At 49.0% G+C, this 25,235-nt stretch carries 25 protein-coding genes; 24 read left to right on the forward strand and 1 reads right to left on the reverse strand.

What is annotated here, in order from left to right:
• Positions 1-43: 43 nt before the first annotated feature.
• Positions 44-829 (reverse strand): adenosylcobinamide amidohydrolase, encoded by a 786-nt coding sequence (locus tag OIM03_04960; GenBank protein ID HJI73628.1) that lies wholly within the window; start codon positions 827-829, stop codon positions 44-46.
• A 174-nt stretch (positions 830-1,003) separates the two neighbouring features.
• On the opposite strand from OIM03_04960, the gene OIM03_04965 reads away from it, so the two are divergent.
• The 24 genes from OIM03_04965 (at position 1,004) to secF (ending at position 25,175) form a co-directional block, all read left to right on the forward strand.
• A complete protein-coding gene (locus tag OIM03_04965) occupies positions 1,004-2,353 on the forward strand; it encodes a hypothetical protein (GenBank protein HJI73629.1) in 1,350 nt (449 codons plus the stop codon).
• Between the two features lie 219 nt (positions 2,354-2,572).
• Positions 2,573-3,235, forward strand: a complete 663-nt coding sequence (gene sdaAB / locus OIM03_04970) for an L-serine ammonia-lyase, iron-sulfur-dependent subunit beta (GenBank protein HJI73630.1) — start codon at positions 2,573-2,575, stop codon at positions 3,233-3,235.
• 11 nt (positions 3,236-3,246) lie between these two features.
• Positions 3,247-4,128, forward strand: a complete 882-nt coding sequence (gene sdaAA, locus OIM03_04975) for an L-serine ammonia-lyase, iron-sulfur-dependent, subunit alpha (GenBank protein ID HJI73631.1) — start codon at positions 3,247-3,249, stop codon at positions 4,126-4,128.
• A 141-nt stretch (positions 4,129-4,269) separates the two neighbouring features.
• On the forward strand, positions 4,270-4,665 hold the full coding sequence (locus tag OIM03_04980) for a hypothetical protein (protein HJI73632.1): 396 nt from the start codon (positions 4,270-4,272) through the stop codon (positions 4,663-4,665).
• 106 nt (positions 4,666-4,771) lie between these two features.
• Positions 4,772-5,596, forward strand: a complete 825-nt coding sequence (cdaA, locus tag OIM03_04985; protein HJI73633.1) for a diadenylate cyclase CdaA — start codon at positions 4,772-4,774, stop codon at positions 5,594-5,596.
• Positions 5,593-6,513, forward strand: coding sequence for a CdaR family protein (locus tag OIM03_04990; GenBank protein ID HJI73634.1), 921 nt, complete (start codon positions 5,593-5,595; stop codon positions 6,511-6,513). The genes cdaA and OIM03_04990 overlap by 4 nt, the downstream gene beginning before the upstream one ends.
• 129 nt (positions 6,514-6,642) lie before the next feature.
• A complete protein-coding gene (gene glmM / locus OIM03_04995) occupies positions 6,643-7,992 on the forward strand; it encodes a phosphoglucosamine mutase (GenBank protein HJI73635.1) in 1,350 nt (449 codons plus the stop codon).
• 157 nt (positions 7,993-8,149) lie between these two features.
• Positions 8,150-9,088: a cytochrome d ubiquinol oxidase subunit II gene (locus OIM03_05000; GenBank protein HJI73636.1), complete on the forward strand. Its 939-nt coding sequence runs from the start codon at positions 8,150-8,152 to the stop codon at positions 9,086-9,088.
• 23 nt (positions 9,089-9,111) lie between these two features.
• Positions 9,112-9,297: a tryptophanyl-tRNA synthetase gene (locus tag OIM03_05005; GenBank protein HJI73637.1), complete on the forward strand. Its 186-nt coding sequence runs from the start codon at positions 9,112-9,114 to the stop codon at positions 9,295-9,297.
• A gap of 110 nt (positions 9,298-9,407) precedes the next feature.
• Positions 9,408-12,854 (forward strand): DNA polymerase III subunit alpha, encoded by a 3,447-nt coding sequence (locus tag OIM03_05010; GenBank protein HJI73638.1) that lies wholly within the window; start codon positions 9,408-9,410, stop codon positions 12,852-12,854.
• A 92-nt stretch (positions 12,855-12,946) separates the two neighbouring features.
• Positions 12,947-13,738 (forward strand): electron transfer flavoprotein subunit beta/FixA family protein, encoded by a 792-nt coding sequence (locus OIM03_05015; protein ID HJI73639.1) that lies wholly within the window; start codon positions 12,947-12,949, stop codon positions 13,736-13,738.
• An 11-nt stretch (positions 13,739-13,749) separates the two neighbouring features.
• Positions 13,750-14,760: an electron transfer flavoprotein subunit alpha/FixB family protein gene (locus OIM03_05020; GenBank protein HJI73640.1), complete on the forward strand. Its 1,011-nt coding sequence runs from the start codon at positions 13,750-13,752 to the stop codon at positions 14,758-14,760.
• 55 nt (positions 14,761-14,815) lie between these two features.
• On the forward strand, positions 14,816-15,694 hold the full coding sequence (locus tag OIM03_05025) for an aminotransferase class IV (GenBank protein ID HJI73641.1): 879 nt from the start codon (positions 14,816-14,818) through the stop codon (positions 15,692-15,694).
• A 196-nt stretch (positions 15,695-15,890) separates the two neighbouring features.
• Positions 15,891-16,388, forward strand: a complete 498-nt coding sequence (gene ruvC / locus OIM03_05030; GenBank protein ID HJI73642.1) for a crossover junction endodeoxyribonuclease RuvC — start codon at positions 15,891-15,893, stop codon at positions 16,386-16,388.
• On the forward strand, positions 16,385-16,990 hold the full coding sequence (gene ruvA / locus OIM03_05035; GenBank protein HJI73643.1) for a Holliday junction branch migration protein RuvA: 606 nt from the start codon (positions 16,385-16,387) through the stop codon (positions 16,988-16,990). The genes ruvC and ruvA overlap by 4 nt, the downstream gene beginning before the upstream one ends.
• 12 nt (positions 16,991-17,002) lie before the next feature.
• Entirely contained in the window at positions 17,003-18,094 is a 1,092-nt protein-coding gene (ruvB, locus tag OIM03_05040) for a Holliday junction branch migration DNA helicase RuvB (protein ID HJI73644.1), read from the forward strand.
• Positions 18,081-18,293: a DUF2905 domain-containing protein gene (locus tag OIM03_05045; protein HJI73645.1), complete on the forward strand. Its 213-nt coding sequence runs from the start codon at positions 18,081-18,083 to the stop codon at positions 18,291-18,293. Before ruvB ends, OIM03_05045 begins: the two co-directional genes overlap by 14 nt.
• Before the next feature lie 5 nt (positions 18,294-18,298).
• The gene (locus tag OIM03_05050) at positions 18,299-19,630 is read left to right on the forward strand and encodes a SpoIID/LytB domain-containing protein (GenBank protein ID HJI73646.1); all 1,332 of its coding nucleotides are present in this window, start codon (positions 18,299-18,301) and stop codon (positions 19,628-19,630) included.
• 64 nt (positions 19,631-19,694) lie between these two features.
• Positions 19,695-20,714 carry a tRNA preQ1(34) S-adenosylmethionine ribosyltransferase-isomerase QueA gene (queA, locus tag OIM03_05055; GenBank protein HJI73647.1) on the forward strand — a complete coding sequence of 340 codons (1,020 nt, stop codon included), beginning with the start codon at positions 19,695-19,697 and terminating at the stop codon, positions 20,712-20,714.
• An 11-nt stretch (positions 20,715-20,725) separates the two neighbouring features.
• Entirely contained in the window at positions 20,726-21,835 is a 1,110-nt protein-coding gene (gene tgt, locus OIM03_05060) for a tRNA guanosine(34) transglycosylase Tgt (protein HJI73648.1), read from the forward strand.
• 80 nt (positions 21,836-21,915) lie between these two features.
• On the forward strand, positions 21,916-22,380 hold the full coding sequence (gene yajC / locus OIM03_05065) for a preprotein translocase subunit YajC (GenBank protein ID HJI73649.1): 465 nt from the start codon (positions 21,916-21,918) through the stop codon (positions 22,378-22,380).
• Positions 22,377-22,970 carry a 5-formyltetrahydrofolate cyclo-ligase gene (locus OIM03_05070; protein ID HJI73650.1) on the forward strand — a complete coding sequence of 198 codons (594 nt, stop codon included), beginning with the start codon at positions 22,377-22,379 and terminating at the stop codon, positions 22,968-22,970. The genes yajC and OIM03_05070 overlap by 4 nt, the downstream gene beginning before the upstream one ends.
• Before the next feature lie 28 nt (positions 22,971-22,998).
• A complete protein-coding gene (gene secD / locus OIM03_05075) occupies positions 22,999-24,222 on the forward strand; it encodes a protein translocase subunit SecD (GenBank protein HJI73651.1) in 1,224 nt (407 codons plus the stop codon).
• Entirely contained in the window at positions 24,222-25,175 is a 954-nt protein-coding gene (gene secF, locus OIM03_05080) for a protein translocase subunit SecF (protein ID HJI73652.1), read from the forward strand. The genes secD and secF overlap by 1 nt, the downstream gene beginning before the upstream one ends.
• Positions 25,176-25,235: the final 60 nt, after the last annotated feature.

The raw sequence follows: 25,235 nt of genomic DNA on the forward strand, positions 1-25,235 counted from the left end.
TTGTCTAATATTACTTATGCTCTGTAAATGGAAGCCTGCCGGCTCAGCTTTTTTCAGAGAGTTTTCTCAAGCGGTCAATGTCCTGGGCAGGGGGCGTTCTTAGCAGAGGAGAAGCATTCCATGGATGGTCATATGTTTCTATGCAGTCTCTGACCGACTCATAGGCGGCCTTTGAAAGAAGAGAGCCCAGGAGGGAAAAAGATCCGGCATCCGTGTATTTTTTCCCTTTTGGATCACAGATGAGGGTAATGCCGTCCGTGCATGTTCCTGTTGCAGGAAGGCCGTTATTGACATCGGCGATCCCAAGGTCCTGAAGGGCTGCGGATTTTCCTTCTGTCAGTGTAATCAGGGCTCTTGCCATGACACCTTCAGGAAGGAAGCCGCTGGCAATGATCATCATGTTGATTGTTCCGACGGGGAAGAAACGCTCGTCTTCTTCCCGGTAAAGGGCAGGGGAAGAGGCGCGGCAGGCTGTCTTTTCAACACCGCCCGTTGTAATGGCCTCTATGGTCATGCCGCCTTTTGAAAGTACTTTATGGGAATAAAGACGGACTCGGGCAGCGGTCAGAAGGGAAGGACATTTCTCAGGGCTTTCTGCGACTTCTTCTGCGCAGATCTTGAGGTATGACTCAACCGACCCGCCAGGGAAATCCTGAAGGGATTCATAATACCCTGTCAGCTTTTGATTAAGAGCCGACCGGATGCTTCTGTATCCGCCTGCCCATAGGGCGGTGGAAAGGGAATTCATGTCCCTGTCAAATTCTATAAGCAGTTTCTCATCCGAGACAGAAAGGCTCGCGCCTTTGGAAACAAGAGTGATTTTATCCATAATGGGTCCTTTCTATTTTCTACCTTATATAATTTAATTATACCATTGAAAAAAGAATGAAAAGTCGTGACAGGTTTTCCTGATTTTCATCCCTTATTTGAAGTCAATGAAAAAGTATGATACCATGTAACTGAATTTTGTGTAATCGAATGTAATGGAAAATCAGGTGAATTCATGTTTATAATCCCGTATCTCGTACTGGCAGCTGTCGCGCTGCTTTTCTTCTTTATTTGCTACATGATGTTTTTCGGCGTGCCAGGCAGGAAGAAAATGGCTGATCACCGTGAAATAGAAAAGAAGGCATCCGAAGTTCCTCCGCGGGAAGGCATTGTAAAGAAGGCGCCTCTCCCCAAGAGTGAACCGCATAAGGAAAAGAAGCTCTATACGGATGAGAAGACGCAGATCCTTCCGCCAAGACTTGGAAAGACAAAGAAGGCAGAAGTTGATGAGGAGAAGACGAAAATTTTCTCCAGAGAAGAACTGGAAAAAACGGCAGAAAGAGATCCCGTGCCGCATGCCAAGGGACCGTTCCCGCCAGAACCCAATCCTGTCATTCTTAATGAAGAACCGGATGTGGATTCTCTCGAAGAATACTTTGTCAAACATTTCCTGAACCGCTACGGCGCCGTTTCCCGTACGGTTGAGCAGGATACAAGGAAAGTGACGCACCGCCTGATTGACGGGCTCCATATGAGAAGAAAAGAAGCAGTGGATACGCTGACGCATATCATGGTGCAGGAAGCACTCCAGAATGCACAGCGTACCTATGTCATGATGCCGACCGATACCGTTCTTGAAATGGTGAATGACGCATTCTTTGATGTAGCGCATGGCAGCCGTTCCGAAACGAAGACCATTCTTGCCTATGATGCTCTCCGTGCCATGCCGCGCATGGATGAGAGCGAATTCCATGCCCTTGCACTCCTTCTTCTTTTCCATTACTCCAGAAATACAGACAATTACGATGCAGGGCACCTCAAGTCCTACACAGAAAAGTATGTCGTTCCGTTTGTCGGAAAGCTTCCTGATGAATACAGCGGCTATCAGCAGCTTGAATACCTGCACTGCGTATCCCTTGAAAACAAGGATATCGCATTCGGACAGGTGCTGCATGATTCCTATCCGCTCATTTTCGCGTTCAGGGGCTGCATGAAGGCAGAGCTCCTTTCCGTATATCCGTCATGGCCGGAAGGATCCATCGTCTCCAGCTTGTATAATTCTTACTACAAGCCGGCTGCTGTTGATGAATCCATGCTTTCCGAACTGATGAATGATATGGGAATCGAAGATACGGGCCGCAGGGAAGGCATCCTGGCCATCGTGGAATCAAGACCGGTTCCTTATGACAAGAAAGAAATGGAATACACGCTTGGCAAAATTTCTCCTGAACTGGAAAAAATGCGCGAGGCCTGGGACAACAGCATGCTGAGACGCTCATCCCTGACACTCATGGGCATGTATATCGCAAAGATCTGCATCCGGGAAACCATCGGCGAAGATTTCGATTTAAGTCACTGGATGTAAATACCAAATGGAAATGAGAATATGTCATTTTCAGAAGAATATCGATGTAGTGAACAAGATCTATAACTTATATAGACAATTCAATGATAAAAATATATAATAGTGACAGCCTTAAACGATTTATGGTCGATGCAGGATCCCATAGAGGGCAGACTGTCATGAGGTCAAGGGAGATCTGCTGGAAACGGCAGATTTTTTCTTTTTAAAAAAGGGGGAAACATGGGTATTTTTGATATTATCGGACCAATTATGGTTGGTCCTTCGAGTTCTCACACGGCAGGGGCAGCGCGCATAGGCCTGATTGCCAGCCGCATCCTGGGAGAACCATTGAAGAAAGCGCACATTACTTTGTATGGCTCTTTTGCAAAGACAGGCAAGGGCCACGGTACGAACCGCGCTCTGGCGGCCGGCCTTATGGGCTATGCGCCTGATAGTGAAATAATAAGGACTGCGCTTGAAACAGCGAAGGAGAAGGGAATCGATATTGTATTCTCTCTTTCCAATGAGGATGCAGGGCATCCCAATGTAGCAAAAATTGACGCGGAAGGCGTGAACGGCACAAAGGTTTCCGTCGTGGGAAGATCTCTTGGCGGCGGCCGCGTCATGATTACTGAAATAGACGGTTATGATGTGGAAATCAACGGCGAGGAATATACATTCCTTACCCGCCACCATGATGTGCCGGGCATTGTAGCAGATGTATCCGCCATCATGGCTCAAGAAAACATCAATATTTCAACTATGCGCCTTTTCCGCAAGGGAAAGGGAACGGAAGCTGTCATGATCATTCATACCGACCAGTATGTACCAAAAGAGCTGGCCGCACGTATTGAAAAGGCAAATCCGAATATATCCTGCGCAATGACGCTTGAAATTATATAGAGGAGGTTATTGTGTATACTTATCATTCTCTGAAAGAATTGTTTGATTTGGCAGATAAAGCGGAATGCTCCCCGGGCATCATTGCCTGCCGGGCAGAAGCAGAAGAAAGCGGAAAAAGCTGTGAGGAAGTCTGGAACCGTATGAAAAAGACGATTCCTGTATTCAGGAATGCAATTCGTCAGGGACTGTCTGATACAGGAAAATCGGCAAGCGGCCTCGTAGGAGGAGATGCGAACCGTCTCTATCACGGGAAAATGCGTTTCTTAAGCCCGATCTGCCAGAGGGCTGCTTCTTATGCGCTGGCAACCGCGGAATCGAATGCGAAGATGCACAGAGTCGTTGCCTGCCCGACAGCAGGTGCCTGCGGCATACTCCCGGCTGTCATTGCTGCAGTTTCTGAAGAAGAAAACTCCGGTGAGGAAGATATTACAAGAGCCCTCTTTACGGCAGGCGCCGTGGGAAGGATCGTTGCCGAGAAAGCATCGATAGCCGGCGCTGTCGGTGGATGTCAGGCAGAGTGCGGAACGGCCTGCGGAATGGCGGCGGCGGCCGCTGTCGATCTGATCGGCGGTACGACTGAGGAAATGGGGCATGCCTTTGCCCTTGCTGTCAAGAACATTTTAGGCCTTGTCTGCGATCCGGTGGGCGGCCTTGTCGAAGTTCCCTGCGTGAAGAGGAATGCATTCCATGCCGTACATGCCTTGACATCGGTTGAAATGGTCATGAGCGGCATCAGGAGCGTCATACCTCCCGACGAAGTCATTGAAGCTTTGAATGATGTGGGAAGGAGACTTCCTGTTGAACTTCGTGAAACGAGTCTGGCGGGCCTTGCCATGACGCCGACCGGCAGAAGAATCAATAAGAAACTGGAAGAATGCGCCCGCAAGGTGTGATTATATAGTAATAAAAAGAAGCTGCGGAAAACGAACTAGCGTGGATCCGCAGCTTTTTTTCTGAAAATAGACGTTTTCTTTTACAAATCGCCAAAACTGTGCCAAAATAAGTGAAGAATATATTCCTCTTTGGAGGCTCACATGGACTTTTTAATGATATTTCTTGCTATAGGATTTCTGGAGACCATCTGGCTGTGGTCTGCTTCCAGGAAAAAATCACCGACTGTCATTTATCCGGCCTGGTACCGTCCTCTCCGGTTCGTTCTGATGGCGATTATTTTCCTGCCGTGCTTTCTGATTGCTTTCGATCTTTTTCCTTCCGAAGAATCTTTGCGCATGGCCGTTGCCGTTGAACTGGCTGCGCTTGTCCTCCTTTTCATGCTTGGCCGCGTGAAGGGGAAGAGGGTGGAAACGAGACCTGAAACGGAAGAAGAAAAAAGAGCCCGGTGGAGGGCGCAGCGCTCGCAGGCAGGAAGCCTCTGGCTCATTACTTTTGTCGCATCGCTTGCAGCAGTCTATTTCATTTATTTCCGATAAATCAATGGTGCAATCGATATTTCACTATTGGTTTCATCCATGCTAAAATAAAAGAGTCAATCTAATTTATTCGTTTACTATTGCATACAGCTTAAAAGGAGTTTTTATGCTGAGTCAGATTCAAGGCTTGTTCATGACGATGCGCCTGTGGGATGTCCTGGATATCCTGGTCGTTGCATTTTTCTTATACCGTATATATATCCTCATCCGCGATACGCGCGCGACAGCTCTTCTGAAAGGGCTCATTTTCCTGGGGATTTTCACTGTCCTGGCTGGATGGCTGCAGCTCCATGTCGTCAGCTGGATTCTGGACAAACTCATGACGGTCCTTATTGTCGCTCTTCCAGTCGTATTCCAGCCGGAACTCCGCCGTGCCCTTGAACAGATCGGCCGCGGCAAGTTCTACGTTTCCTCACGCATGATGAATGATGTAGAATGGGATCATGTTATCGGGGATGTCGTAGAAGCAGCCATGATCATGTCGGCCAATAAGATCGGTGCTCTTATCGTTTTTGAAAGAAGCGTCGGCCTTGATGACAGGATTGATACGGGCATCCGTATCGAGGGCCTTGTCTCCAAGGAACTTCTCGGAAATATTTTCATCGTCAATACACCGCTTCATGACGGAGCGGTCATCATCAGGGAAAACAGGGTCATGGCAGCAGGATGTCTTCTTCCTCTGACAAGAGATCACAGCCTTTCTTCCGAACTGGGCACGCGCCACCGCGCGGCTATCGGTATGTCCGAGCAGGCAGACTGCGTTGTCGTCGTCGTCAGTGAAGAAACAGGGATCGTTTCCTACACCTATGGCGGCAATATCCATCGCGGCCAGGATGCAGAGAGCCTCAGGAATGTCCTTAGAAATTACCTGATGCGCAGCAAGCCGAAGGGCGTCAGTGATGTGCTGCAGAAATGGAGTCCGCTTAAATGAAATATACAAGAACGCAGTGGTGGCTGCCTAAGCTTCTTTGTTTAATAGCAGCCTGTGCTTTTTGGGTTTATGTCATGAATGAACAGAACCCTGTCATGGAAAACACATATACGATTCCTGTCGAGGTCAGAAATCTGGACCGTTCGCTTGTTGCAACGAATGTGCCTTCGAAGGTACGCGTAAAAATCAGGATGTCCAGAAGCGACATGATATCTCTCCGTACGGATGATATCAAAGCGTACGTAGATCTTTCCGGCGTGACGGACGGCGATCATCCCAATACGCAGATCCATGTTTCCGTTCCGGGCGATGAGACGGTCCTCTCCGTATCCCCGCAGTTCTTCAATCTGAATGTGGATACGTACGCAGTGAAATCCCTGCCGGCTACGGTTGAGATCTTCGGCAATCCTGACCCGAACTTTACTGTGGGGGACAATAAGGTAACGCCTGGGTCCATTACGATTGCAGGCAGCTCTTCCAAGATTTCTGAAGCAAACAGAGCCGTTGTTTCTGTCAATATTGCAGGAAAAGACAAGAATTTCACTGAATTTGATTCCGTCAATATTCTGGATGCTGACGGAAATACCGTGACCGGCCTTGAAATCATGCCAAGCCAGGTCAAGGTTTCTGTGAACGTCAAGGAAAACCAGAAGGTCGGGAACCTTCAGGTAAAGGCATCAACGAAGGGTGAAGTGGCTAAAGGCTACCGTATTACGGATGTCATCGTTACGCCTCCGGTTGCAACGGTAACGGCTCCTATCAGTTACTTCGACAAGAACAAGGCCATCGAGCTCGACCCCATCGACGTGACGGGAGCAAGCAAGGATGTCGTGCAGACGGTGAATGTACCGGCTCCTCTGGGAGGAAGCGTGGCCGTACCGCAGGTCACTGTTACTATCAAGATAGAGAAGGATTGACAGGCAGTACCTTTCGGGCAGGTTTACCCTCCTTTACTGCAAAATAAAGTATGAATCGTACATCTTGACGAAATGATACTTTAGGGGTATGCTTGTTAGGTTATTTGTATGATTTTGGGAGGAACTTAAATGGTTACTTTATTTGGGACGGACGGCGTCCGCGGACTGGTCAATTCTACACTCATGCCGGAACTGGCATACCAGCTGGGACGCGCGGCTGGCGCTTATTTCTGTAAATCAGGCAAAAGTCATCGTTTCCTGATCGGCATGGACACACGTGTTTCCGGTCCGATGCTGACCGCTGCCATTTCTGCCGGATTATGCGCATCCGGAATCGATGTTGATATCGTCGGCGTGATTCCTACGCCTGGTGTTGCTTATCTGACAAAAACGGAAGGCTATGATGCAGGCGTCGTTATTTCTGCTTCACACAATCCGTTCCCGGATAATGGGATCAAGTTCTTTGACAAGAGAGGATACAAGCTGCCGGACCGTACGGAAGAAGAAATTGAAAATATTCTCCGTCATGATGAAGAAATCATCCGCCCGACAGGCGACGGCATCGGAACAATCCGCCAGAGACCTGAACTGGCTGCCAAGTACAGGGATTATGTCAAATCTACTGTCACCTGCAGCTTTGAAGGAATGAAGATCGTAACAGATTCCGCCAATGGCGCGGCCAGCGATTTCCTGCCGGAAATCTTAAGAGAGCTCGGCGCTGATGTGACTGCCATTTTCCGTGAACCCAACGGCGTGAATATCAATAACGGCTGCGGTTCCACGCATATGGAAACATTGCAGAAGACAGTCGTTGAACTCGGTGCTGACTGCGGCATTGCCAATGACGGCGATGCTGACCGCTGCCTTTTCGTTGATGAAAAGGGCGAAGTCCTGGACGGCGATCATCTGATGCTGATCAATGCCCTCGAGATGAAGGAAGAAGGAAGACTCAATGATTCCATGGTTGTCGGAACCGTCATGAGCAACCTTGGATTTGGCAAAGCGCTCAGAGAGCATGGATGCAGAACCGTATCCACACAGGTTGGCGACCGTTATGTTCTTGAAGAAATGATGAAGCATAATTACTCCATCGGCGGAGAACAGTCCGGCCACATCATTCTCCCGGAATTCAATACGACAGGCGACGGTCTCATTACGGCTGTACAGACACTTAAAGTCATGAAGAAGTGGAACAAGCCGCTTTCTGAAATGAATCATCTGATGGTGACCTATCCGCAGATCCTGAAAAATGTCAGGGTGTACAGCAAGAACGGCTGGCAGGATAATGAACTGATCAGCGATTCCATCAAGGCCGGCGAAGAGGAACTGGGAAGCGACGGACGCATCCTTGTCCGCGCATCCGGCACGGAACCATTGATCCGCGTCATGGGCGAAGGGAAAGAAATCAACCAGCTCGAAAGAATCATTGATGATATCGCATCCGTGATTGAACACGAACTCGGCGTTGAAAATAATTAATGGGGAAAGCTGCTTCGGCAGCTTTTTCTAATGGAATCCCCGATTTGCTTTTAGGAAACGAAATATCTTTGTCGCGCATAATGGGGATGTGGTATACTTTCAATGTGTATGGAAATGATTTTTCCGGCAGGTGCCGGCACATTGACGGAGGGGATTTATGGAATCGAATGCATTATTGCTGCCATTGTGTTTCTTTGGACTATATATGATATTGGAGGCAGCGGACTGGGGCCTTTGCCTTGCGGCTCCGATTGTCAGCAGGAACCGTGAAGAGAATAAAGCCATCATTGGTCTTTTAAGGCCTGGCCTTGATGGGAATGAACTTTGGTTTTTCCTTGGATTATTCATGCTGAGCGCCGCCATTCCGACGGCTTCGGAAACGCCGATCCATTCGGGAAATATCGTGCTCTGCGTGTTCGTCGTACTGGGGGCTTTGCTCCGCCTGGCTGCATCGTTCCTTCAGGATGCATTTTCGTCTCCCATTGTTGTGAAGGCATTCAGCATCTTCTCATTTCTGGGACTCGGCCTCATGGGGCTTTCCGGCTCATCCTTCATCATGGATGACGGATCCTTTGTGACAGTCCTTGGTATTTTCTGCGCATTGTGGATGATCCTTGCCGCTTTCCAGCTTGGATGCCTCTACGGCGCTGTCAAAGTGGTGAATCCTTTGGGCGAACGCTTCCGGGCTGCATTCCTTGTGGCAAGCATTCTGACAGTTGTCGTTTACATCATTCTGGCGATACTTCTCAAGTCTAACGTGGGAAGCTCCCATATGTACGGAAGCTTCTTCTGGATGGGCCTTGTTGCAACAGCCATCCTCTTCCTGGTTGCCTTCTTCTTTACAAGAAGCAGGCATGTGAAGGTAGGGCTTGCTGCTGCTTATTTATCTTCCTTCTTTGCTATTTCCATTTACCTTTCTGCGTATGCAGTGAAGATTCCGCTTCTTTATAAAGTAGAAGTGGGATCCCTGAAGAGTGCGATGGCGGCAGCACCTGGAACGGCACTGCTTGTTCTTGCCATCGTCTGGTCGCTTGGCGCATTTGTCTGGAGGCAGATCAGGAAAAAACAGGAATATGAATGGCGTGACCATATTTAAAGGGGAATCCCTGGAGGCATATTATGGGCGAATTATACAAAACACAGCATACCATCGATGAAATGCTTGACCACATGGGAGTCAAGATCGTTCTTGATTCGGAACATTTATCGGAAGAAGACAAGTTTGAGGCTGAGAAAAACGGGGCATCCGTCGTTCTGAAGAAAGTTTCAGACAAAGAGGACAAAAAAGACGGAAATAACGAGTAAGCATGAGGCTGCGGGGAAACCTGCAGCTTTTTCATGTCTTCTTTGAGGCGGCCTGCCTTTATGCATATGGTACAATGATAAAAACAGCTTTTTAAATTACCGAAAGTGAAGTGAAGAAATTGGATCCTTTCGTACATCTGCATTCGCATACTGAATACAGCCTCTTTGACGGAATCAGCCGTATCGGAGAGCTTGTTTCCCATGTGAAGGAAATGGGACAGACTGCGCTTGCCATTACCGATCACGGCGTGATGTACGGCGCCGTTTACTTATATAAGGAATGCATCAAGCAGGGAATCAAGCCGATTATCGGCTGCGAGATCTATGTCACGAGGGGAAGCCGCTTTGACAAGTCCGGAAACGGGAAGGAAAAACTGGCCCACCTGATTCTGCTTGCTGAAAATAATGAGGGATATCAGAATCTGATCAAGATATGCTCGAAGGCATGGACGGAAGGATATTACCACCGCCCGCGCGCCGATCATGAGCTCCTTGAAAAGTATCATGAAGGCCTTATCGTGACATCTGCCTGCGTAGGCGGGGAAGTGCCGCAGGCCATCCTGAACGGCGATATGGACGAAGCAAGGAAGGTCATTGAATTCTACATCAATACATTTGGCAAGGAGAACTACTTCCTTGAAATCCAGAATCATGGCCTTCCTGAAGAAGCGGCTGTCCGTCCCGTACTGGCAAATCTTGCCAAAGAATACGGGCTTGGGCTGGTTGCGACAAACGATTTCCATTATACAAAAAAGGAAGATGCAAGAAGTCAGGAAATCAAACTTTGCATTTCCACAGGAAAAACACTGGATGATCCGTATCATTTCCATTTTGCCAATGATGAATTCTACTGCAAGAGCGGAGATGAGATGCGCGCCATTTTGGGCAGTTTCCCCGGCGCTATTGAAAATACGAGGGTCATTGCGGACCGCTGCAATGTGGAGCTTACTTTCGGGGAACACAAACTCCCTTCCTTTGACGTGCCTGAAGGAGAGACTGCTGCATCGTATTTAAGGAAACTCTGTGAAAAAGCACTTCCCGAGCGGTACGCTGTCGTTACAGACAAGGAAAGAAGCCGCATGGATTATGAGCTTGGCGTCATTGACAAGATGGGATTTTCCGATTACTTCCTGATTGTCATGGATTTCATCCACTATGCAAAATCCCATGGCATTCCGATAGGCCCTGGAAGGGGAAGTGCGGCAGGAAGCATTGTTTCCTACCTCCTTCATATTACGGAAGTCGATCCGCTGCGTTTCGATCTCCTGTTTGAACGATTCCTGAATCCGGCCCGCGTTTCCATGCCTGATATTGATACGGACCTCTGCTACAGGAGAAGGGGCGAGGTCATTGAGTATCTTGCAAGGAAGTACGGCTCCGCTCAGGTGGCGCAGATCATTACATTCGGCACTCTGGCGGCAAGGGCCGTCATCAGGGATGTAGGCCGCGTAACGAATATGCCGCTTCGCGAAGTGGACAGGATTGCAAAGATGGTGCCGGTCGGCCCGGGTGTCACTTTAAAGAAGACGATGGAAGGATCCCGCGAGTTCAGGGATCTCTATGATTCTGATACGACAGTCCATCGCCTGATCGATCACTGCCTTGACCTGGAAGGGATTTCAAGGAACTCCGGCACGCATGCAGCCGGCGTCGTCATCTGTTCCAAGCCTGTAGAAGAATACGTGCCGATCCAGCTGACGCAGGACGGGTTCATCCAGACGCAGTATGAAAAGGACCAGGTCGAACAGCTGGGGCTTTTGAAAATGGATCTTCTGGGCCTCAGGAACCTGACAGTCATCCATGATGCACTCGAGATGATCAAGGAAAACAGGGGCATTGATCTTGATATCAACAAAATACCGAGCGAAGATGAAGCAACATGCAAAATGCTCTGCGACGGTGATACGATCGGCGTATTCCAGTCAGAATCCTCCGGTTTTACAAGTCTTCTCATGCAGCTTCATCCGGAGCGTTTCGAAGACTTGATCCCGATGGTTGCGCTTTACCGCCCGGGGCCTCTTGGAAGCGGCATGGCCGAAGATTTCATCAAGAGAAAACACGGCAAGATTCCTGTCGAATATCCGCATCCTTCACTGGAACCGATTCTGAAGGAAACGTACGGTGTCATCCTTTATCAGGAACAGGTCATGCAGATTGCATCCGTCATGGGCGGGTTCAGTCTTGGACAGGCAGATATGCTCCGCCGTGCCATGGGCCATAAGGAACCTGAAATCCTGCAGCAGAACAGGGAAACGTTCGTCGACGGCGCCGTTGCCAATGGCGTCGATGACCGCACAGCCAACTATGTCTTCGACCTCATGGTTCACTTTGCCGGTTACGGTTTCAATAAATCTCACAGTGTGTGCTATGGATGGATTGCCTGGCAGACCGCTTACCTGAAAGCGCTTTACCGTCCAGAATTCATGGCGGCCATGATGACCTGCTACAACGGAGACCGCGACAAGGTCAGCCGCTATATTTCAGACACCCGCCGTGCAGGCGTCGTGATTGCTGCGCCTGATGTCAATTTGTCAGAGGCTTATTTCTCCGTCAAAGGCGATAAGATTCTCTTTGGCCTTGACGGAATACAGAATGTGGGCGAAGGCGCTGTCCGTTCCATCATTGAGGCAAGGAAGCAGGGAGGCCCGTTCAAATCGCTTTCTGATTTCGTGGAAAGGGCAGACAACAGGGGACTTAACAGCCGCGCCTGTGAAAGCCTTATCCGCTGCGGGGCACTGGATTCTCTGGGAGCCAACCGCTCACAGCTTCTGGCGGCGCTTCCTGAAGCGCTTGGAGACGCGCAGTCGATCAGGAATGAACGCGCATCCGGGCAGCTCAACTTATTCGGCGGAGAAGAAACGCCGGAGACAATCGTCTATCCGGATCTACCTGACATGGATCCGAAAGAGAAAATCGAATGGGAAAGAAAACTCCTGGGATTTTATGTCAGCGGCCATCCGCTGGATTCCTATAAGGAACAGCTTAAATCCTGCACACCTCTTTACCACCTGACGACAGAGGGAAATCAGTACGACGGCAGGATGGTGACGATAGGCGGAACAATTTCCCGCATCAAAGGCACGATGACTAAGAAAGGCCAGCCTATGGGCTATGTCACGATTGAAGATTATGACGGCGAAGTGGAAACCGTCGTCTTCCCGTCGGTTTGGGAAACGGTAAGACCGATCCTCGCCGAAGATGCCGCTGTCGCTATCCGCGGGCGCGTGCAGGCCAATGAAAGAGATGTCAGGGTGCTGGCTGAAGAAATCATCCCGCTTGACAAGCTGCAGTCATCCGCACCGTCTTCGGCCGGAGTGCTTCATCTTTACATCGATGCCGCCCATGATTCCAATGAGGTCAGCCAGAGACTGGCAGGGCTCTTCCAGAAACACCATGGCAAAACGCCCGTCATCATGCATATGATGCGGACCGGTCAGGAAATCCATGCCGCTCCGAAGTTCTATGTGAACTATTCATCGGAGGCTGAAAGAGACTTCAAAATGCTTCTGGGGGAAAGGGCCGTTGTCCTTAGGACTTCCAGCGCAGGGAATATTTGAACGAAACTATAATTTCATGCGGATTTATGCGCCGTATGGTATACTAAGACGAATGATTATTTACAGATATAAGCTTGTTAAAGGGGGCTATTATGAGGTTTCTGGTTTGCGTAAAACAGGTTGTGGACACCTCCAAAATGGAAGTTGACCCGAATACGGGTCGTTTGAACAGGAATAATGCAAACAGCATTATCAACCCGCTGGACCTTCATGCATTGGAAGCGGCTCTCGCTCTTCGCGATCAGGTTGGCGGCACAGTAACGGTTCTGACGATGGGACCGCCGCAGGCTGAACATGTACTCCAGTATGCAGTTTCCATGGGTGCTGATGACGTATATCTGGCAACAGACCGCGCATTTGGCGGCGCTGATACGCTGGCTACGAGCTATACTCTTGCAGCAGCCATCCGCAAGTTGGGCAGCTTTGACCTGATTTTTTGCGGACAGGAGTCCCTGGACAGCAATACGGCCCAGATTGGACCGGAAGTTGCTGCAACACTTGGCATGCCCGATGTGAGCGGCGCTGTGGATATTTCTTATGAAAGAGAAGGATATATCACAGTCAGAAGGCAGCTGTCCGATGAGGATGAAGTGCTCGAAATGAAACTGCCGGCTCTCATTACCACATCTGAATCGCTGAATCGTCCCCGCTATCCAAGCGTTTTGGGAATCCTGAAGAAAGATCATGTCGAAATCCATAAACTGACATCTGCCGATCTGGACGTCGATCCTTCCCGTATCGGCCTTACAGGTTCTCCGACACGCGTAAAGCAGGTCCGCCCTGTTGTCCCGCCGAAGAAGGAAAACCTCCGTATTGAAGGAAAAACGACGGATGAAGCAGTTGATTTGCTCTGCACAGCTATGCAGAAAATACATGTTATTTAAGGAGGGCAGCTATGGATTTTTCTGATTATAAGGGCATTTATGTCGTTGGCGCCCTCTTTGATGGTCATATCCGCAAGTTTACCGGCGAATTCACCGGCGAAGCCAGAGTACTGGCAGACAAGAGCGGAGAAGAAGTATCCGTTGTTCTTCTGGGAAGCGATTTGAAAGATGATCCACAGTCTCTCATCGCATTAGGCGCTGATCATGTGTACGTGATGGACGATCCGCTCCTTGCACATTATGACGGACAGGCTTACCAGAAAGTTCTTGTAAAATTTTTCAGGGAAAAGAAACCAAGCACAGTCATTTTCGGTGCAACACCGAAAGGACGCGATCTGGCACCGCGTATTGCCGCTGATCTTGTCTGCGGTGTAACCGCTGATGTCACTGAGCTTGACATCGATCAGGATACGGGCCTTGTCATCTGCTCAAGACCGGCGATGTCCGGAAATATTCTGGCTGATATCATCAGCCCGGATTACCGTCCGCAGGTTTGCACAGTACGCCCCGGCATTTTCCGCTCACCGGCTCCCGATGCTTCCAGAAAAGGTGAAGTTGTCCATGTCAAAGTGGAACTTGAACAATCTGACATCGGAACCATTCTCAAGGAAATCCTTAAAGGCGAAAAGGATGAACATCCGATTGAAACGGCAAAGGTCATCGTAGCCGGAGGACGCGGTTTCCACAGCAAAGAAGAATGGGACAGACTCTATGAGCTTTCTGAACTTCTCGGCGGAAGTGTTGGATGCAGCCGCCCGATCTGCGAACTCGGCTGGGAGCCTAAATCCCACCAGATTGGACAGACAGGTAAGGGCGTAGCTCCAAAAGTATACTTTGCCTTCGGTATTTCCGGTGCCATGCAGCATATGTGCGCAGTCAATGCGGATATCATCATTGCTGTCAACAAAGACCCGAATGCGCCGATCATGGCTATGGCAGATTATGCCGTTGTAGCCGATATCAAGGAATTTATCCCGCGCTTCATCGATAAAATCAAGGAATTGAAAGCAGAAAAAGAATAATTGATGTTATAATAATAAAGAAACCAGTAATTATTTCTGTATGGAGGTGAAACGTATGGCAGATACCAAGACTACCATATACTACAACCACAATTTCTATTATGATTTTTCCAAAATTATCAGCGCTGACGACAGAGGACTCCAGTTCGGCGACGGCTGCTATGAATGGATCCGTATTTTCAACGGGCATCCATTTGCTCTGTCCTATCATACCGACCGCCTGTACCGTTCGATGAGACTCTTAGACATCCGTCCTGTTACAGCACCGGATGAATTTACTGAAATTGCCGAAGTTGTCATTGATGAATCCGGAATCAAGGAAGGATTCATGAAAATTATCGTAACGAGAGGCACTGGTGAACATGATTTCACCATTCCGGCCAGAAACAAACTTCAGCCGAATGTTCTTGTATACGCAAGACCGCTTGATGAAGCATCCATTGCAAAAGTTCAGGACGGCATCACCTGCATTACTGCGGAGGATGACCGCGGACATCACTGCGATATCCTTTCCCTGAACCAGCTGGATAATATGATGGCAAGAGCAGAAGCACAGAAAAAAGGATCTTATGATACGATTTTCATTAAGAACGGACTTCTGACTGAAGCATCCCATTCCAATGTCTGCATCGTCAAGGCAGGCGTCATATGGACACCGGCTACCAATGAGCATATGATCCGCGGAATTACACGCTCCCTTGTCCTGACAAGGGTTGCTCCTACCGCGGGCGTAACATCCATTGATGATGCAGCCGATCCGGTCAAGCTCGAAGATATGATGAATGCGGAAGAAGTATTCCTGACCAATACACAGGACGGCATCGTTCCCGTTCTTTCCATTGACGGCAAGAAGATCGGCAGAGGCGAAGTAGGACCTGTTACCAGAAAGATTCAGGAACACTACGCACATCTGATGAAAGACGGACTCGCATAAAGGCTTGTTGATAAGAACCGCGCGGCAATTAGGGCCGTGCGGTTTTTCATTGCAGAGTCCTTTCAGGGAAATCATGCGGCTTTGGAATCTATGTTCTTAAAAACTATGAATCATCTGGCAGTTTAGTATATAATAAGAAGAACTGTCATTTGATTCGCGAAGGATGAATCTGTCCAGGAGAAAGAAACGGGGGACCATGAGGGTACTTGGCATTGATCCCGGAACCGGAAGATGCGGTTTCGGAGTCGTTGAGAAACGGGGAAACCAGATTATTCCCATTAACTACGGAGTCATTGAAACGTACAAGGATCAAAGCGATCTGGAACGTCTGAATATCGTTTATGAAGGAATAGGCGAGCTCATCGCTGCATACCGTCCTGAATTCATGGGCGTGGAAACTCTTTATTTCAATACGAATATCACGACCGGTATCAAGGTAGCGCAGGCAAGGGGCGTCATCCTTCTTGCAGGATACCGGCAGAATGTGCCGATCATTCCCGTGACACCGCTGCAGGTCAAGCAGCAGATGGCGGGATACGGCAGGGCGACAAAGAAGCAGGTCATTGAAATGGTCATGCGGATGATGAATATTACTAAGAAAATCGATCCTGATGATGCTGCCGATGCGCTTGCCATCGGACTTACAGCCATTTATCATGTGGAACACCGCAGTTTGTTTGAGAGGGAAAAATGATCGGATATATAAAAGGAATTGTTTCCGGATTTCCAAAAGATGCATGCTTTCTTGAAACCGGAGGGATTGGATACAGGATTTTCATCTCGGAAAGAACAAGATCTCTTCTCCATATCGGGGAAGAGGCAAGACTTCTGACATACATGGCCGTCCGCGAGGATGCTATACTCTTATATGGATTTCCAGAGCAGGATGAATATGATTTGTTCCTGATCCTGATTTCCGTTTCCAAGATAGGCCCCAAGGTGGCAATAGGCATCCTTTCTTCCATGACGCCGGATGCATTTGTCCGCGCAATCGTATCGAGAAATGTGACAGCTCTTACGAAGCTTCCGGGAATCGGAAAGAAAACAGCAGAGCGCCTGGTTGTCGAGCTGAAGGACAAGGTGGCAAATCTTGAAACGGAAGGCGTTTCAATGGAAGGCGAAGATATCGCGGCAGCCGACAGCGGACTTATAGGACAGGCATCCCTGGCGCTTTCCGGTCTCGGTTATTCCAGTGAGGAAGTGCTGCCTCTTCTCAAGAAACTGGCGCCTGATCACCCGGCGCTTTCAGATTTGATCGGCGCTGTGCTTCGTGAATTTGGCAAAGCACAGGGGTAGGGGAGATGAATCATGAAGAATAAATACATTAAAAGCCTGGGCGGAGAAAAGGATGAAGAGGTGCTTGGAAGCACAGGACGCATCGTTTCTACAGAAGAATCTTCCAAAGATGCCTGGCAGACATCTCTCCGCCCTCAGCGTCTCGACGATTATATCGGACAGACTGCCTTCAAGAACAATTTGAAGGTTTATATTGAAGCAGCCAAAGGGAGAGGCGAATCCCTGGACCATGTTCTTCTCTACGGGCCTCCGGGGCTCGGGAAGACGACAATGGCCAAAATCATTGCCAATGAGCTGGGGTCCCAGTTCAAGGTGACAAGCGGCCCGGCGATTGCGCGTCCTGGCGAGCTTGCTGCCATTCTTACCACGCTGCAGGAACATGATGTCCTTTTCATTGACGAAATCCACCGCTTGAACAGGAGCGTCGAAGAAATCCTCTATTCTGCGATGGAAGACTTCGCGCTCGATCTGGTCATGGGAAAGGGAACAGGTGCGACTTCTGTCCGTATCAATCTGGCTCCGTTCACGCTGATCGGTGCTACGACGAGACCGGGGTCCCTTTCAGCACCTTTGCGGGACCGTTTCCTGATCAATCATCATATGGAATTCTATGAACCGGATGAATTGAAGCACATCATCACCCGCGCTGCCGGGATTCTTAATATCGAGATTGAAGAGAGCGGGGCAGCAGAGATTGCCCGCCGCTCAAGGGGTACGCCGCGTATCGCCAACAGGCTTCTGAAGAGAATCCGCGATTTTGCACAGATAAAAAACAGCGCCATTACAGCGGAAATCGCATCAGAAGCCATGGAAGCGCTCCATGTGGACGATATCGGCCTTGATGATCTGGACAATGAAATCCTGAAGTGCATCATTTACAAGTTCAATGGCGGTCCGGTCGGAGTGGATACGATTTCAGCCGCTGTCAGCGAGGAACGCAATACGATTGAAGATGTGTGCGAACCATACCTTATGCAGATCGGATTTATTTCCCGCACGCCCCGCGGCAGGATTGCCATGAAAGCGGCTTACGACCATATCGGAGCCGTCTGGGATAAGAAACCGGAAGAGGTTCTCAGGGAGGAAGCAGATGGGGATCGGTAAGACACTTGTTATCTTTGGAATTATTTGTATTGCAGCCGGGCTGTTTTTCATGGCAGGCGGAAAACTTTCTTTTCTGGGGCACCTTCCCGGCGATATTCATTTTTCCAAGGGCAATACGGATGTTTACTTCCCATGGGTATCCTGCCTTGTCGTCAGCATTGTTGGTACGGTTCTGTTGAACCTGTTTTTCAGAAGGTGAACGCTATGAGACGAAAAATCATTACGATTGCCCTGGCAGCGCTTATGGCAGCAAGTGCCGGTATAAGCGCAAAAGCCGAGTCTATTCCCATTCAGAGACGTCCTGTAACGATTACGCATATGTCAGTCCCGGCAGTGCCGGCTTCTCCTTCCGTGAAGAAAACGGCTTCCCAAAATGAAAAGACCATTTCAAAAGCCGGATCGAAAACGGAAAAGGAAGAGAGAAAGGACGAGAAGCCTAAAAGCACGAGTCCTCTGATTGAAGTAGGGCTCATTTCCGGCTCAGAACTTCGTCTGGCCGGTGCCTCCGACTTTAATGCAAAGGCCGGGGGAAAGACTATCGGAAAGTACAAGACAGGCTCTGTCGTAGTTCTTACGAGAAAAGGCAGCAATGTGTATGTGAACGGCAAAAAAGCAGGCCGGGAAGTTATTTTCATGCCCGGTCGTAATGTGCCCGGTTTTCTTGTCAAGGGAAACAAGTACAGGGGAGATATGAAAGCCATTCCCTCAAGCTGGGGAAATGGAATCACGCTCATCAATGTGCTTCCCATGGAAGATTACCTGAAAGGCGTCGTACCAAGTGAAATCGTTCCATCCTGGAGAATGGATGCGATTAAAGCACAGGCAGTTGCCGCGCGCACGTACGCCACTTATCACAGGAATGGATACCGGTCATCCGGCTACGATGTGACTGATGATACAAGGACCCAGGTCTACCGCGGCTTTTCAGCGGAAACAGCAGCTACAAACCGTGCAGTTTCTGAAACGGCCGGGGAAGTGATCACTTACGCAGGAAAACCGATTGATGCGCTTTTCCATTCAAGCGGCGGCGGTTTTACAGAAAACAGCGAAAATGTGTGGGGCTCCGTCATTCCTTACTTAAGGGGCGTCAAGGAGGAATCAAGCACTTATCTCATGACACCGTGGAAGAAAACGATGACGAAGGCATCTTTTACCAGGAGCCTCGAAAATGCCGGATACAAGATCGGTGACCTGAAGAGCATCAAATTATCCCATCTGAAAAAAGGCGAGGCCAATCATTCTTCTGACAGGGGAATTTCCGGCCGCGTCAAGTCAGTTGTTTTTGTCGGCAAGAAAGGGCGCGCGACAGTTTCAGGAGAAAGGCTGCAGAGGCTTTACGGCCTGGACAGCACGCTTTTCGATATTTCTGCCAAAGGAAAAGAACTGACGATTACAGGGTATGGATACGGCCACGGGCTCGGCCTTTCCCAGTGGGGAGCCGAGGCGATGGCTGAAAAGCATGGAGACGGGAAAAATTATTATAAAACAATTTTGTCCCATTATTTTACAGGCACAAAAATAGAGAAGATTTATTAATCGTGCCTTCAGCAGAAAAATGCTGAAACAATCAATTATAAAGAAACGGGAGTTAGATTAAGCAATGAAATTAGAAGAATTCAATTACGATCTGCCAAAAGAATTAATTGCACAGGAACCGGCTGAACCAAGAGATTCCTGCCGTCTGATGATGCTCGACAAGAATACAGGAGAGTGGGAGCATCATGGATTCAGGGATATTCTGAATGAAATCCGCGAAGGCGATATTTTCGTATTCAACAACACAAAGGTCATTCCGGCCAGACTCTATGGCAAGAAAAAAGATACCGGCGGAAAAGTGGAAATGCTTCTCCTGACTCCTAAGGGAAATGATGTATGGGAAGTCCTTGTCAACCCGGGAAGAAAAGCACTTCCGAGAACGGAAATTGAATTTTCCGATGACTGTTACTGCAAGGTCCTTGACAAGACAGAATTCGGCGGACGCCTTGTAGAATTTCATTACAACGGCAATTTTGACAGCCTTCTTGACCGGATCGGTGAAATGCCGACTCCTCCTTACATCCATAAGAAGCTGGATAACAATGATGAATACCAGACCGTTTATGCTAAGTACAAGGGATCAGCCGCAGCTCCTACAGCAGGACTTCATTTTACTCCGGAACTGATGGAAGAAATGAAGAAAAAGGGAGCAGAACTTCTCTTTGTAACACTTCATGTCGGCATCGGTACTTTCCGTCCGGTATCGGAAGAGAATATTGAAGACCATGAGATGCATAAGGAATGGTACACCGTCAGCGAAGAAACAGCTGAGAAGATCAATAAAGCCAAAGAAGAAGGCAGAAGGATCATTGCCGTAGGCACGACGTCAGTCCGCACACTGGAATCTGCCGGCCAGAGCGGAAAGCTCAAGAGCGGCAGCAACTGGACGCAGCTCTATATCTATCCGGGATACCAGTGGAAAATGGTCGATGCCATCGTCACCAACTTCCATCTCCCTGAATCCACACTCATTATGATGATGGCTTCCTTTGCAGGAAGAGAACATATCCTGGCCGCTTATGAAGAGGCCGTACGCCAGAAATACCGTTTCTTCAGCTTTGGCGATGCCATGTTTATCAGATAAGGAACGATTCCATGGTAATTAATTACGAACTGATTGCAGAAGACAAGAAGACAGGGGCGCGCGCAGGGCTCCTGCATACGCCGCACGGGACGTTCAAGACACCGATGTTCATGCCGGTAGGAACGCAGGCGACGGTCAAGACAGTGACGCCTGAAGAACTGGAAGATATGGGAGCGCAGATTATTTTATCCAATACCTACCATCTTTTCCTCCGCCCGGGAACAGACCTTATCAGGGAAGCCGGCGGCCTTCATTCCTTCATGAACTGGCCGAAGGGCATCCTGACGGACAGCGGCGGATTCCAGGTATTCAGCCTTGGCGCTATGAGAAAAATCACAGAGGAAGGCGTCCATTTCCGTTCCTTCCTTGACGGCTCCAAACAGTTCCTGTCTCCTGAAGTATCCATTCATGCGCAGGAAGATCTCGGAAGTGATATCGCAATGGCATTTGACGAATGCATCCCTTATCCGGCCGATTACAAGTATGCGGACCAGTCCACAGCAAGAACGACCCGCTGGGCAGAAAGGTGCATCAAGGCGCACACAAGAGAAGACCGCGGCATGTTCGGCATTGTGCAGGGCGGCATGTACAAGGATTTAAGAAAGAGAAGCGCACTGGAAATTTCCTCCATGCCCTTTGACGGCATAGCCATCGGCGGACTTTCCGTAGGAGAGCCGCATGATATTATGTACGATATCCTTGAATATACGACGCAGTGGCTTCCGACAGATAAAGCAAGATACCTGATGGGCGTAGGAACGCCGGACTGCCTTGTGGAAGGTGTGGCAAGAGGCATCGACATGTTCGACTGCGTATTCCCGACACGCGTGGCAAGAAACGGGATGGCCATGGTTCACAGCGGCCGCATGAACATGAAGAACAAGAAGTACGAAAGAGACTGGGCACCGCTTGAGGAAGGATGCCATTGCTATACATGCACGCATTACAGCCGTGCGTATATCCGCCATTTATACAAGTCCGAAGAGCTTCTGGCCTTCCGTCTGGTCACGATTCACAACCTGTACTTCCTTCTGCAGTTCATGGGAGATATGCGCCAGTCGATCATTGACGGGAATTTCAGCGAATTCCGTGAAAATTTCATGAGCGGCTACAAAAGATAAAGAAATTAAAGACAGAGCCCATTTTGTTGTGGTAAAATAAACGATATGAGTTTACGGAGGTGAATGAATTGGAACAAGCGATGAACTTTTTGAGTTTAGTATGGCCTTTCCTGATCCTGATTGCCATTTTCTACTTTTTCATGTATCGTCCGCAGAAGAAACTGCGTCTTGAAAGAGGAAGATTTTTGCTGTCCTTGAAGAGGGGAGATCATGTAGTTACTTCCGGCGGCGTGCACGGCGTGATCAAAGTTCTGTGTGATAAGTATGTAGAACTGGAAATTGCACCGAAGGTCGTCATCAAAGTTGAAAAATCTGCCATCCAGCATGGAGATGTCAAGCTGATTGATGAAGAAGCTGCCAAGAAGGCAGTTGCCGACGGCACAGTAAAGACCGTACAGAATCCTGACGGCAGCGAAACTCAGATCGTTGAAGAAGTCGTTGAAGTAGATGATCCGAAAGATGCGGGCACAGAGGTCATTGAGGAAGTTGTCGAAGAAGACGCTAAATCTACTGAAAAGACACCGGCGAAAGAGGAAAAGAAATGACAGAATCGAATCCTTCAATTTCCGAAAGGAAAAAGGGGCTTCGGCAGAAGATGCTCGCCATGAGGCGGGCTCTTTCTGCTAATGAAACGGAGAGCAGGAGTTCCTCTCTTAAAGAGAATATCCTTTTACTTCCGGAATATAAGAACGCGAAGAAGATCATGGCTTTCCTTGCCATGAAAGGGGAATCCAATCTGGATGAATTCATCAGGCAGGCTCTTCTTGATGGAAAAGAAGTCTACATTCCTGTGTGCCTTCCAAAGCGCCAGATGGAAGCAGGACGCCTGATTGATATGGAACACTTTGAAAAGGGCCCGCTGGGTCTTAGGAATCTTCCTTCCGGGTATGAAGTGACCGAACCTGAGTCGCTCGATCTCGTATTGGTCCCGGGACTTGCTGTCAGCAGGGAAGGAGTCCGTCTCGGTATGGGAGCCGGATATTATGACAGATACCTTTCCCGTGTCCCATTTGAGAAAAGGGTGGCTGCCCTGTGGGATTTCCAGGTGATTCCGGATATTCCGTCTGAACCGTTTGATCAGAAGATAGCGAAGATTGTAACCGACAAATTTGTCATCGTTACGAAAAGAGGTTGAAGTTTTGGAAAAGAAAAGTAAAAGCCCCGTGAGGAAGGGCGCTCTGCTTCGATTTTTCGTAGTCATTTTTGCGATTATCGGCATATTTGCATGTACTGTCGGATGGCTTGCCGGACATATCCGTCAGGGCCTTGACCTTCAGGGCGGGACCCATATTGTCATGCAGGCAGAAGATACAGATCAGAACAAGGTTACGCCGGAGGCCATTACCCAGGTCATCAATATCATGCAGAAGCGTGTCAATGAAATGGGTCTGACTGAACCAATCATCCAGCGTGAAGGCAGCAACCGTATCATCATTGAACTTCCGGGCGAGAAAGATCCGCAGAAGGCTATTGAAACGATCGGCAAGACGGCCGTCCTGCAGTTCAAGGATGAAGAGGGCAATGTCCGCCTGACCGGCGAAGATTTGAAAGATGCCAAGGAACAGCTCGGCCAGAACAAGCAGCCGCTCGTATCCCTGAAATTCAGTGATGAAGGCGGAAAGAAGTTTGCTGACCTGACTGCTGCCAATGTCGGAAGACATATCGGCATTTATCTTGATGGCGAAATGCTGACCAATCCGGTCGTCAATGAAGCCATTACGGGCGGCGCAGCCGTCATTACGGGCCAGAGAACACTTGAAGAAGCCAAAGATCTGGCTATCCTTCTTCGAAGCGGCGCACTGCCGGTCAAGATGTCTGTCCTTGAAGTAAGAACAGTAGGACCGTCTCTGGGACAGGATTCCAAAGACAAGTCCATTGTTGCGTTTACTCTCGGTCTCTCGCTTGTCGTACTGTTCATGCTGGCAGTTTACCGCGTATCCGGATTCGTGGCTGATATAGCGCTTCTGGTATATGTACTGATTCTTTTAGGCGTTTTGTACCTGCTCCATGCGACACTGACGCTTCCAAGCATAGCGGGCGTCATATTGTCCATAGGTATGGCGGTGGACGCGAACGTCCTCATATTTGAACGATTCAAGGAGGAAATACAGGAAGGCAAGATTCTCCGCCTTGCTGTACAGGCCGGTTTCAAGAGAGCTTTCGTAACGATTTTCGATGCGAACATGACAGTCATCATTACGTCTGCCATCCTCTTCTTCCTGGGGAGCGCAACAGTCAAGGGCTTTGCATTGACACTTGGTCTTGGCGTTGCCGTATCCATGTTTACAGCCATTACAGTCAGCCGCACGCTCCTGATGCTCCTGATTGATGCCAACTGGATCCATAACCCCTGGTGGTTTGGCGGGAAAAGGGGGTATGACAGATAATGTTTAATAACTTTGATTTCATTTCCAAAAGAAAGATCTGGTTCTCTTTCTCAGGGATTCTGATCGTACTCTCCATCATTTCCATCATTACCTTCGACTTTAACTGGGGCATTGATTTTACCGGCGGCACTATCCTTGAACTTGGATTTGGCAAACCGGTCACTGTCGAACAGGTCAGAGACGGTCTCCGCAAGGATGGTCTTGAGACAGCTGTCATTCAGCTTTCCGGCAAGAATGTCCAGGGCGAATCCGGTGATGATGTCATCATCAGGACAAAGAACCTGAGCCCGGAAGAAGCACAGACGGTCGTTTCTGATGTCAGCAGCGAAGTCGGACAGACAGACCTCAAGCGTATGGAAACTGTCGGCGCTGTCATTGGTTCCGAAGTAACGAAGAATACACTGCTCAACGTACTCATTTCCTTCGGCGCAATGATCCTTTACATGTCGATCCGTTTCGAACACAGAATTGCACTTTCAGCGATTGTCGCCATTACGCACGATATCCTGATGGTTCTGGGTATTTTTGCATTCTTCCATCTGGAAGTGGATGCATCGTTCCTGGCAGCTATCCTGACAGTTCTTGGCTATTCCATGAACGAATCTGTTGTCATATTCGACCGAATCCGCGAAGCGATGCATACGCATAAGCGTACGGACAGTTATGCTGTCCTGGCGAATGATTCCATTCACCAGACAATCCGCCGTTCGCTTTACACACTGACCACGACACTCTTCTGTGTAGCCTCCCTTTATTTCTTCGGCGGGGATACGACAAAGAACTTTGCTCTGGTTATGCTGATCGGCTTCATTTCCGGCGCTTATTCCTCTGTCTGCGTGGCTACGTCCATCTGGGTTACCTGGAATGAACATATTTCAAGCGACAGAAACCGCAAGGCCAAGGAAACGAAAGAAGCAAAAACAGGAAAGAAACTTAAGGCAGCCAAGGCCTAGAGCTTACTGTATGAAAAGAAGGGCGGAAGCCGGGCGCTTCCGCTTTTTTCTTACCTATCT

The sequence above is a fragment of the Veillonellaceae bacterium genome (assembly GCA_025992895.1).
Classification (GTDB): Bacteria; Bacillota; Negativicutes; order Veillonellales; family Dialisteraceae; genus Dialister.